The 10414-nt window shown below is 73.2% G+C and carries 12 protein-coding genes and 1 tRNA gene; 9 read left to right on the forward strand and 4 right to left on the reverse strand.

What is annotated here, in order from left to right; translation table 11 throughout:
* A partial coding sequence (locus ACIRVF_RS12435) for an acyl-CoA dehydrogenase family protein (protein WP_132919430.1) occupies positions 1-95 on the forward strand: 95 nt, incomplete at its 5' end.
* A 145-nt stretch (positions 96-240) separates the two neighbouring features.
* A complete protein-coding gene (locus tag ACIRVF_RS12440) occupies positions 241-927 on the forward strand; it encodes a TetR family transcriptional regulator (RefSeq protein WP_402816816.1) in 687 nt (228 codons plus the stop codon).
* 92 nt (positions 928-1019) lie between these two features.
* On the opposite strand, the gene ACIRVF_RS12445 is transcribed toward ACIRVF_RS12440, so the two are convergent.
* Together ACIRVF_RS12445 and ACIRVF_RS12450 are read right to left on the reverse strand one after the other, a co-directional pair.
* Positions 1020-2201 carry an oxidoreductase gene (locus ACIRVF_RS12445; protein ID WP_402816264.1) on the reverse strand — a complete coding sequence of 394 codons (1182 nt, stop codon included), beginning with the start codon at positions 2199-2201 and terminating at the stop codon, positions 1020-1022.
* Positions 2198-3253, reverse strand: a complete 1056-nt coding sequence (locus tag ACIRVF_RS12450) for a ScbA/BarX family gamma-butyrolactone biosynthesis protein (protein WP_402816265.1) — start codon at positions 3251-3253, stop codon at positions 2198-2200. The genes ACIRVF_RS12445 and ACIRVF_RS12450 overlap by 4 nt, the downstream gene beginning before the upstream one ends.
* A gap of 156 nt (positions 3254-3409) precedes the next feature.
* Here ACIRVF_RS12450 and ACIRVF_RS12455 point away from each other — a divergent pair, with 156 nt between their 5' ends.
* The 3 genes from ACIRVF_RS12455 to ACIRVF_RS12465 all read left to right on the forward strand — a co-directional run bounded on the left by ACIRVF_RS12455 (position 3410) and on the right by ACIRVF_RS12465 (position 5555).
* Complete coding sequence (locus tag ACIRVF_RS12455; protein WP_402816266.1) at positions 3410-4117, forward strand: ScbR family autoregulator-binding transcription factor; 708 nt, start codon at positions 3410-3412, stop codon at positions 4115-4117.
* A gap of 23 nt (positions 4118-4140) precedes the next feature.
* A complete protein-coding gene (locus tag ACIRVF_RS12460) occupies positions 4141-4899 on the forward strand; it encodes an HAD family hydrolase (protein ID WP_402816267.1) in 759 nt (252 codons plus the stop codon).
* 242 nt (positions 4900-5141) lie between these two features.
* Positions 5142-5555, forward strand: coding sequence for a BBE domain-containing protein (locus ACIRVF_RS12465; RefSeq protein WP_402816268.1), 414 nt, complete (start codon positions 5142-5144; stop codon positions 5553-5555).
* A gap of 14 nt (positions 5556-5569) precedes the next feature.
* Here the strand turns inward: ACIRVF_RS12465 and ACIRVF_RS12470 are convergent.
* Positions 5570-5657 (reverse strand) — tRNA-Leu (locus ACIRVF_RS12470).
* Between the two features lie 291 nt (positions 5658-5948).
* Here ACIRVF_RS12470 and ACIRVF_RS12475 point away from each other — a divergent pair.
* From ACIRVF_RS12475 to ACIRVF_RS12485, 3 genes are all read left to right on the forward strand, one after another.
* Positions 5949-7280: a M20/M25/M40 family metallo-hydrolase gene (locus ACIRVF_RS12475; RefSeq protein ID WP_380421221.1), complete on the forward strand. Its 1332-nt coding sequence runs from the start codon at positions 5949-5951 to the stop codon at positions 7278-7280.
* 275 nt (positions 7281-7555) lie between these two features.
* A complete protein-coding gene (locus tag ACIRVF_RS12480; RefSeq protein ID WP_402816269.1) occupies positions 7556-7801 on the forward strand; it encodes a chaplin in 246 nt (81 codons plus the stop codon).
* 323 nt (positions 7802-8124) lie between these two features.
* Positions 8125-8976 (forward strand): chaplin, encoded by an 852-nt coding sequence (locus ACIRVF_RS12485; RefSeq protein ID WP_402816270.1) that lies wholly within the window; start codon positions 8125-8127, stop codon positions 8974-8976.
* 127 nt (positions 8977-9103) lie between these two features.
* On the opposite strand, the gene ACIRVF_RS12490 is transcribed toward ACIRVF_RS12485, so the two are convergent.
* Positions 9104-9313, reverse strand: coding sequence for a DUF5703 family protein (locus ACIRVF_RS12490; RefSeq protein ID WP_380421224.1), 210 nt, complete (start codon positions 9311-9313; stop codon positions 9104-9106).
* A gap of 361 nt (positions 9314-9674) precedes the next feature.
* Between ACIRVF_RS12490 and ACIRVF_RS12495 the strand changes: the two genes are divergently transcribed.
* Positions 9675-10274 carry a hypothetical protein gene (locus tag ACIRVF_RS12495; RefSeq protein ID WP_402816271.1) on the forward strand — a complete coding sequence of 200 codons (600 nt, stop codon included), beginning with the start codon at positions 9675-9677 and terminating at the stop codon, positions 10272-10274.
* The last annotated feature ends 140 nt before the right edge of the window (positions 10275-10414 follow it).

A 10414-nucleotide genomic window follows, 5' to 3' on the forward strand; every position in this document is an offset into this window, starting at 1 on the left:
CGGTGGAGCGGATGATGCGGGACGCGAAGATCACCCAGATCTACGAGGGCACCAACCAGGTCCAGCGGATCGTCATGGCCCGCAACCTGCCGTAACGGCGCCCCGAGGCGCCCCGGCGGCCGGGCGGGAGAGCCCCCCGGGCCGTCGGGGCCGACGTCCTGCGCCGATGCTAAGTTCCGGAGAATGAGTGAGAAGGAAGAGCAGGACCTGCCCATGAACGACGGGCCCTCGAAGCCGGCGATGCGCGAGGCGCTGGTGGCCGCGGCCTTCGAGCTCTTCCTGGAGCGGGGCTTCGAGCAGACGACGGTCGACGACATCGTCTCGCTCGCCGGCGTCGGCCGGCGCTCCTTCTTCCGCTACTTCCCGGCCAAGGAGGACGTGGTCTTCCCCGACCACGAGCGCAGCCTCGCCGAGATGACGGAGTTCCTGGACTCCGGCACCGGCGAGGAGGACCCGGTCAAGCACGCCTGCGACGCCGCCCGGCTGGTCCTGCGGATGTACGCCGAGCAGCCCTCCTTCTCCGTCCAGCGCTACCGCCTCACCCGCAAGGTCCCCGGCCTGCGGGCGTACGAGCTTTCGGTGGTCTGGCGCTACGAGCACACCCTCGCCGCCTACCTGCGCGGCCGCTTCGCCGACCGCCCGGACGGCCCGCTGCGCGCCGACGTGATCGCCGCGGCCGTGGTCGCCGCCCACAACCACGCCCTGCGCACCTGGCTGCGGTCGGGCGGCGAGAGCGACTGGGTGGCCGAGGTGGACGCGGCGATGGCCTTCGTCACCTCCACCTGGAGCGACCGCCCCGCCGACTCCGCCCCGGCGGGCGAGGACGCGGCCGACGACGTGGTGGTCCTGGTCGCCAGCCGCCGGGCGCCGCTGTGGCGGATGGTCCAGGGCATCGAGAGCGCCATCGGCGACACCCGCAGGCTCTGAAAGAACGGTGAACACCAGGGGCCGATCGCTGACCTGACGGACGATCGACCCCTGGCCGGGACGGGGCCGCGGTGGCGAGGCGGGTGGCGCGGCTATCCGCCGAGCACGGCCGCGGCGTAGTCGGCGGCGGCCGCCGCCGGGCCGAGCACTCCGTGCGAGGCCGCGGTGGTGACATCGCGCCAGTAGCGCTGGAAGGGGGAGTCCTCCCGCTGCGCCTGCGATCCGGCCGCACGGAAGAGCCGGTCGACCGCCTCGGCGCACCAGGCCGAGGCCATTGCGGCGTCCCGCCGGTTCTCCGCCACCAGCAGCGGGGTCACCTCCGCGAGGTCGGCCCGCTCGGCGACCCGCTCCAGCAACAGCCGCGCCGCGGCGATCCGGGCCGAGCCCTCGCCGAGCGCCAGCTCGGCCTCCGCCCGCCGGGCGGGGGAGAGGACGGGCAGACGCGGCGTCACGGCCGAGTGCCAGGCGTCGAGCGCGCCCTCGGCCGCCCCCAGGACCGGCGCCGCGAACATCAGCGCCCCGGCCAGGTGGACCGGCACCCGGTGGCAGCGGGCCGCGTCCGGCCCCGGCGGCCGCTGCAGGTCGGCGAGGGTGCAGGAGAGCCGGTCCGGGACGAACGCCCCGGCCACCTCCACCGCGTTGCTGCCCGTCCCGCGCATGCCCAGGCTCCGCCAGGTGTCCAGGACGGTCCAGTCCGACCGGGGGACGGCGAAGATCCGGTGCTCCGGTCGTTCCGCGGAGCCGGTCCGGGAGGCCAGCAGCAGCCAGTCCGCGTGGTCGACCCCGCTGGCGGTGTCCCAGCGCCCGCGGATCCGCCAGCCGGCCCCGTCCCGGACCGCCTCGCCCTGCGGCGGCATGATCGAGGTGGAGATCAGCACGTCGGGCGAGGCCCCCCAGAGTTCCTTGCGTCCCTCCTCGGGGAGGTGGGCGGCGAGCCGGCCGTGCGCCGCGAACAGGGTGGCGCACCAGGCGGTGGACGGGCAGGTCCGGGCGATCCCGGCCGACGCGCCGAGCAGCTCGGCGAAGGTGCCGGCCGTACCGCCGAACCCGCGGGGGACGAAGTGGCGGGGGAACCCGGCGGCCACCACGGCCCCGACCGCCTCCGGGCCGAGCCGGCGCCGCTCCTCCGCGCCGGACAGATCGTTCCGCGCCGCGTCCACCACCCGCCCGATCGCGTCGGCGGGAAAGGCGGTGGGCGGGACGGCGGACGGGGCGGCGGACGGGGTGGGCGGGACGGCGGGCGAGGCGGGGACGTGCACGACGGGCTCCTTCACGGGGTCTCCTGACGGTCCGCCGGGTAGGCGAGCCGCGCCGCGGCGAGGACGACGCCGCGCTGGGTGGCGGTGACCTCGGCCGTCCGCATCCGGTCCGGCTCACCGGTCCGGACCGTCGGGTCGGGCCAGGGCGTCACCGTGACGGCCACCGGCAGGTCCGGCTCCGCGAACGCGGTGAAGATCGCCGAGAGCCCGGCTGGGTGCAGCGGAGCGCCCATGGCGCGGCCGGCCTGCCGGAAGGCCTCCAGCAGCACCATCCCGGCGACGTGGTCGGACGGGTGGTCGAAGAGCACCGGGTGGCCCGGGTCCGGGTCGAGCCAGAAACCCCCGTGGAGGCCGGAGGAGTCCCGGGCGAGCAGGACGTGCTCGTCGCCCGGGTACCCGACCTCGTCGGGGGCGAGCCGCCGCAGCGGGCCCAGCGGGCCCAGCGGGCCCAGCGGACCCAGCGGACCCAGCGGGGCCTCGGGGCGCTCGGGCGCCCCGGCCGTCCTCGGACGGGCCCCGCGGTGGCGCACCACCTGGTAGAAGGCCGGGTGCAGGACCTCCCAGCGGATGCCCGCCCGGCCGATCAGGCCACCGTCCACGGACGCCGCCGCCTCCAGCGCGAGGCCGGTGCGGCGCGGGGTGGTCACCGTCCGGGTGCAGGTGACGTCCAGGGTGACGCGCGTCGGTGCGCCGGGCCGCAGCGGCGCGGCGCCGTCCGTCAGTTCCAGGTCGAGGCGGTCGAGGACGAACGGGTGCCCCTGCGGTACGCCGTGGAAGCGGTGCGAGAGGAGTATCAGGGTTTGCCGGACCGTCTCGGCCAGCAGCAGCGGATCCGGCGACCGGCCCTGCCCGCTGTGGTGGAGGAAGCGGTCGCGCGGCCACACGGCGCCGACCGTGAACCGGCGGTCACCGTCGCGGACCGCGTCGGTGAGCAGGACCTCGGCCGCGGAGGCCTTGTGGACGGAAGCGGCCGGAAGGCGGTGGGTGAACGAGATCCCGGGGCCGGTCGACAGCGGTGCTGCCTGGTCCGACGGCAGGTACTTTGGCGGTGCGGTGATGATGGACATGCGAGCACGTCTCCCCGTTGGTGTGCCGTTCCCTAAGGTGGTGCCACCCCATCTGCGGGCGAGGGTCATGTCAGGTGACGTCGATCCCGGGCCGAAAATATACCTGGGGGAAGGTATATAGCCAGAAGTGCTCGGTGTAGAGAGAAAGGGCGAGGAGTGAGTCAGAACAAGGGTGTTGCCGTGGAGCCGCTGTGGCCGACCCCGAAGATCCAGCGTTCGGGTACGGCCGGGCCGCTGCTGCGTCAGGAGCGCGCCGAACGCACCCGGGAGCAGATCCTGCACTGTGCCGCGCGGATCTTCGCCGACCGCGGGTACCAGCAGACCAGCATCAAGGACGTGGCGGACGAGGTGGCCATGACCAAGGGCGCCGTCTACTTCCACTTCCCCAACAAGCAGGCCCTTGCCATCGCCGTGGTGGAGGAGTTGTACTCACGTTGGCCGGTGACGCTGGAGGCGGTGCGCGGCAAGGGCCTCTCGCCGCTGGACACCGTGATCGAGATGTTCAACGCGGCCACCGCCGCGTTCCTGGAGGACCCGATCATGCAGGCGGGCACCAGACTGCAGAACGAGCGCGACGCCGTCGACGTCGAGCTGCCGCCGCCCTACGTGGACTGGACGAAGCTGATCTCGATGCTGATGCACGAGGCCCACCAGCAGGGCCAGTTGGCGCGGCACGTGGATCCGGACGTCGCCGCGCGGGTGGCGGTCGCGGCGTTCTTCGGCGCCCAGCACATCTCCGACAACCTGAACGGCCGCGCGGACTTCGTCGAGCGCTGGCGCGAGGTGCGCGACACCCTGTTCCCCGCCCTGCGCGCCCGGCCGGGCACCGCCGCCGACCCCGACCGCCCCGTCACCCGCGGGTGACCACTGCCCCCGAGGAGTCCTCCGTGGTCCAGTCCGACCGTCTGGCGTTCAGCGACCTCGACGAGACGCTGATCGACTGCAAGAGCATGTTCGACTTCCTGGACTTCTACCTCGGCGGCCGGTACGGGCCGTCGGGTGTCCGGCGGGCCGCCCGGGTGCGGGCAGAGCTCGTCGCCCTGGCGGCCGCCGGGACCCCGCGCGAGCAGGCGAACCGGGCCTACTACCGGGTCTGGGCCGGGGAGCGGGAGGAGTCGGTCGGGGTGGCCGGCCGGGAGTGGTTCGCGCAGCGCTCCCGCGTCGCCGGCTTCTACATCGCCGCGACCCGCGAGGCCCTGACGCGGCACCGGGTGGCGGGCGATCCGGTGGCGCTGGTGTCGGGGTCCTTCCCGGCGCTGGTCGAGCCGGTCGCCCGGGACATCGGCGCGGCGCACGTGCTGTGCAGCCGGCCGGAGGTGCGTCGGGGGGTGTTCACCGGCGAGTTGGTCGGCGAGCCGGTGATCGGCGAGGAGAAGCGCCGGGCCGTGCGCGCCCTGCTCCGGGCGTACCCGCACATCGATCCGGCGGACTGCTACGGCTACGGGGACCACGTCTCCGACCTGCCGATGCTGACCGAGGTCGGGCACCCCGTGGTGGTCGGCGACCCTGACCTGGCCGACCGGGTGCCCGGGGCCCGGCTGCTGCCGGTCGGCAGGCCGCTTCCGGCCCGTGCGCTGACGGCGGGCGCCCCGGCCGCAGGGGAGTTGACGCCCGGTGAGCTGACGGCCGGAGCCGCGGCCCGCTGATCGCCGGTTCCACGGCCCTCCACGTGAAGGGCTCGCTTCCGCACGTTGGGACCGCTAAAAATACCTTCTCAAAGGTATGTGAGTGTCCCTACGATCGCTGCGAAGCATGCGTCCCCCTTGGCCTGTCCCGACGAGGAGACGCCCCAGCAGACCCAGGGAGCGGGACGACGGTCACGGCCGAGACGCTGGCCGGTCTGATCGACGGCTTCCGCACCCGCAAGTCGGAGCTGTCCCAGATCGGCATGATGCTCCTCGGCGGCCGGGTCGCCCGGGTCGCCCCGGAGGCCACCGCCTACCCGCACCGCGAGCCCGGCTTCCTGGTCACCCTGCTCGGCGGCTGGACCGAGGAGGAGGACGACGCGGCCAACACGGGCTGGTGCCGCGAGGTCTACGACACCATGCAGCGCTTCACCTCGGGCGGCGTCCACGTCAACGAACTGCTCGACGAGGGCGAGCGGCGCATCGTCGCGGCCCACGGCGCCGACCACTACCGGCGCCTCTCGGAACTCAAGGCGAAGTACGACCCCGCCAACGTCTTCCGGGTGACCAGGACATCAAGCCCGCCGACCCGGCCCGCAGCTGACCCGCCGGGCCCCCGAAACGTTTCCGGGCCGTGGCTCCCGCCACGGCCCGGAAACGCAGAAGGCCCCAGATGAACTGGGGCCCTGACTGGTGTCCGAGGGGGGACTTGAACCCCCACGCCCGATAAAGGGCACTAGCACCTCAAGCTAGCGCGTCTGCCATTCCGCCACCCGGACCGGGTGTCGTCCTCGCGGCTTCCGATCTCTCGTCCGTCGCGCTGACAGATGTAACTGTAGCAAAGATCGGCTGGGCCTCCCAAAACGGCTCCGGCCCGGGTGGCCGGGCCGGTGGCGGGAGCGGGGGCCGGCCTGTGGCGGGGGCGTGACCAGCGGGTTTCGGGGCGGTACGGGGGGTGGATCGGGATCGGGCGCTGGGGGAGGATGGGCGGACGTGCTCGTACGGCCCGGGTGCAGAGCCTGGGGGTGGCGCGCTGGTGCGTCGGTGCGGGCCCAAGACGAGGAGTGACCGTGAGCGAGCGGAGCGAGTCGGCGGCGCCGAAGGTGACGGCTGAGTCGGAGGTCGCGGAGATCTGTCGCGATCTGATCCGGATCGACACCAGCAACTACGGCGACGGCTCCGGCCCGGGCGAGCGCAAGGCGGCCGAGTACGTGGCCGAGCAGCTCGCCGAGTTCGGGGTGGAGCCGCAGATCTTCGAGTCGGCCAAGGGCCGGGCCTCGACCGTCATCCGGATCGAGGGCGAGGACCGGTCCCGCCCGGGCCTGCTCATCCACGGCCACACGGACGTGGTGCCGGCCAACGCCGCGGACTGGACGTACGACCCCTTCGGCGGCGAGATCGCCGACGGCTGCGTCTGGGGCCGCGGCGCGGTGGACATGAAGGACATGGACGCGATGACCCTCGCGGTCGTCCGCGACCGGCTGCGCACCGGCCGCAAGCCCCCGCGCGACCTGGTCCTGGCCTTCCTCGCCGACGAGGAGGCGGGTGGCACGTACGGCGCGCGCTTCCTGGTGGACAAGCACCCCGAGCTGTTCGAGGGCGTGACCGAGGGCATCGGCGAGGTCGGCGGCTTCTCCTTCACGGTCAACGACCAGGTGCGGCTCTACCTGGTGGAGACGGCCGAGAAGGGCATGCACTGGATGCGCCTGACGGTCGAGGGCCGGGCCGGGCACGGCTCGATGGAGAACGACGACAACGCGATCACCGAGCTGTGCGAGGCGGTCGCCCGGCTCGGCCGGCACAAGTTCCCGCTGCGGATCACCAAGACCGTCCGGGCCTTCCTGGACGAGCTGTCCGACGCGCTCGGGGTCGAGCTGGACCCGGAGAACATGGACGAGACGCTGCGCGTCCTCGGCGGCATCGCCAAGATGATCGGCACCACGCTGCGCAACACCGCCCAGCCGACCATGCTCGGCGCGGGCTACAAGGTGAACGTGATCCCCGGTCAGGCCACCGCGCACGTGGACGGGCGCTTCCTGCCCGGCTACGAGGAGGAGTTCCTGGCCGAGCTGGACAGCGTGCTGGGTCCGCGCGTGAAGCGGGAGAGCCTGCACACGGACCGGGCGATCGAGACCAGCTTCGACGGCTCGCTGGTGGAGGCGATGCAGACCGCGCTGCGCGCGGAGGACCCGATCGCCCGCGCGGTGCCGTACTGCCTGTCGGGCGGGACGGACGCCAAGTCCTTCCAGGACCTCGGCATCCGCTGCTTCGGCTTCGCGCCGCTGCAGCTGCCGCCGGAGCTGGACTTCGCCGGGATGTTCCACGGCGTGGACGAGCGGGTGCCGGTGGACGGGCTGAAGTTCGGCGTCCGGGTCCTGGACCGCTTCATCGACGCCTGCTGATCGCCCGGCGTCCCTTGGCGCCCGCTGATCAGGCGACTGGGTCGGCCCGCTCCCGGACTGCCGGGGGCGGGCCGACCGCATTGTCGGAGCGCATGATTGTGGGACGGGTTCGAGGAGATCAACAGAAACGATTCTTCCCGGAATTCCGCGCCGCTTATCTGTGCGAAGCGTCACCGTTGCGGGTGAATGGGAAATCTGTTCCGTACCCCGTTCGCCGCAGCGTCGTTTCTTCCTGTGCAGCCCGCCGAACGGGTTGCGTTGTCCATACAGGAGGAATGATGAAGGTCAAGAAGATCGCCGCCGTCACCGCCGCCACCGGTGGCCTGGTGCTCGCCGCCGCCGGTGTCGCGTCCGCTCACGGCGGCGCCGGCGCCGAGGGTGTGGCCGCGGGCTCTCCGGGTGTCGTCGCGGGCAACCAGATCCAGATCCCGGTCCACGTGCCGGTCAACGTGTGCGGCAACACCGTCAGCGTGATCGGTCTGATCAACCCGGCGTTCGGCAACCACTGCGCCAACGTCTGAGTCAACCTCCGGGCCGCTGAGGCCTGTTGAGCCCGACTCGGTACGGCCCCCGGGCGGCGGACGCGCCGCACCGGGGGCCTTCGCGCGCTCCGGGCCGGGGCGTGCCGGGATCCGGTCCCGGGTTGGCCGCGTGGGCCGGCAAGGCCCTGACGTCCCGATCGCTCGATCGGGTGAAGCTGCTTCGTTCGGCCCAACCTGGCCGTTCGCCCCTCGTTAACTCCTGTGCAGTCAAAGACCTTGCGTGATTGCCGGATATACAGAAATTCCGACTTTCATAAGGTTCACGTCAAGATCGCCGCCTTCTCGAAACGTCAGGGGAAAACATGAGGAATGTAGCCAAGAAGGGGATCCTCACCGCCGTGGCCACCGGCAGCGTGCTGGCCTCCACCGCCGGCTACGCCTACGCGGCCGCCGAGGCGCAGGGAGGCGCGGTGGGATCACCGGGTGTCGCCTCCGGGAATTCGGTGCAGGTGCCGGTCGAGGTGCCGATCAACGCCTGCGGCAACACCGTCGACGTGGTCGGCGCGCTGAATCCGGCGTACGGCAACCGCTGCGCCAATGTCAGCGGCGGCCGGCACGCCGCCCCGAAGCCCGGCCAGACCGGTCAGACTGGCCACTCCGGCGGCAGCGACAGCTCCGGCACCGGCGCGAGCCGCGGCTCCTCCGCCTCGGGCTCCTCGGCCTCGGGCGCTTCCGCCGCCGGCACCGCCGCCGGCTCGCCCGGGGTGGTCTCGGGCAACAGCGTCCAGGCCCCGGTGCACGTCCCGGTGAACGCCTGCGGCAACTCCGTGAACGTGGTCGGCGTCGGCAACCCGGCCTTCGGGAACGAGTGCGGCAACGTCGCCCACCCCGCCCCGAAGCCGACCGACGACTGCCCCGGGGACCACACCCCGTCCACCCCGGCCACCCCGCCGCCCGGCGACACCGGCACGGGCGGCCCGCGCAACGGCGGTCCGTCCGCCGGGGCCACCCCCAGCGCCCCGGCCGCCGGCCACGGCACCCAGGCCGTCCCGGCCGCCGCCCGTACCAGCGCCCCCGCCGCGCAGAGCGTCGCCGAGGGCGGTCAGCTGGCCCACACCGGTGCCGGCGGCGTCGAGGCGCTCGGGGCCGCCGGGCTCGCGCTGCTGGTCGGCGGCGGTGTGCTCTACCGCCGCGCCCGCGCCGGCGCCCGCTGAGCCCTCCCGCCGGCTGAGCTCCCCGACCGCTCAGCGGCACCCGTCACCGGAAAGCCCCCGGCACGCACCCGCGGCCGCCCGTTGTTCCACGGGCGGCCGCGGGTGCGTCGTTCCATCGCCCCGTCCGTCACCAGCTCCGGACCTGCCGGATGATCCGCCGCTTCAGCCGGACCGTCCGGCTCCCGTCGGGGAACAGCCTCAGCCGGTCGAGCTCCCAGTGCCCGTACTCGGCGTGCTCGGTGAGCAGTTGGCGTGCCGCGTTGCGCGACGTCCCGCGCGGCATGCGCAGCGACTGGTACTCGTACTCCGGTTGCCGGACCGGCTTCGGTGGGGTCAAAACGCTCCTCCTGAGGATCACTGCACGCAAGCCTACGGCCTGCCCCGGACAGTCGGCCCGGAGATTTCCGGCCGTCCTCCCGCCCTGCCGCTGCGGTCCGACGGCCCTCGCCCGGGCACCCGTCTGACAGTCCATCAGTTCTGTTGCCGTTGTGGAGTGAATACCCCGATACCGGCGCGCGCAGCCGCACCCGGACGGCCCCGGCCGACCGGCCGTGCGCTCTTCGCGCCCGCCCCGCGCCGGTTCTGCCGGTGGACAGAAACCCCTGAATCGGACATCAGGGGGGAAGTTGCGGTGAAATCGCGGGTGTAGGTGACAACCGCTGTGCGTACCGGCGCCGAGGGGAGATAGCGTCTGCACCATGTCTGATGCCGCGCAGCCCACCATTGCCGAGGTACGCGCCGCCGCTGAGGCGGTCAAGGCCGCCATCGACCGTCATCTGGAAGCGGTGTCAAGCCCCAACGCAGCCGATGATCCCGCCGTGTCCGCTGCCTACGAGCAGCTCGCGACGGCGGCCATCGCCTATGACCAACTCCTCTACGAGGTCTACGACGAGGTCACTCCCTTCGAGATCCCCGGCGACGAGGGCCCGGGGGGCTACCACGGCCCGGAACAGCCCGAGGCGATCAGCGTGCTGATCCGCCGCGACTACCACGTGGTCGACCCCAAGCGGTTGCGCGCGCAGGCCGAGCGGCTCGACGAGTCGCTGACCCCGGGCGGCGCCGGCGGCGTGAACGCCGCGATCGGCGTGCTGTTCGGCGAGTACGAACCGGACGAGATCGCCGCCCGCAGCGAGGAGTTCGGCCTGGAGGAGGCGGACTCGACGCTCTGGGTCGCGGCGACCGAGCCGACCGAGCCGGGGGAGTGGCTGCCGGAGCCCTTCGAGCACGCCGACCCGCAGCTGCTGATCTGCCGGTTCGACGTGAGCGAGGTCTACGACGACGAGGACCCCGACGACTGATGTCGCCCCACGAGCGGAGGGGGGGGGCCGGGGGGCCCCGCCCCCCCCCCCCCCGGGGTTGGGGGGTTTGGGGGGGCCCGCCCCCCGTCGCCGGCGCCCCCGGTAACCCCGGGGCCCCCCCCCGCCCGGGGGGGGGCGGC

The sequence above is a fragment of the Kitasatospora sp. NPDC101157 genome (assembly GCF_044768255.1).
Classification (GTDB): domain Bacteria; phylum Actinomycetota; class Actinomycetes; order Streptomycetales; family Streptomycetaceae; genus Kitasatospora.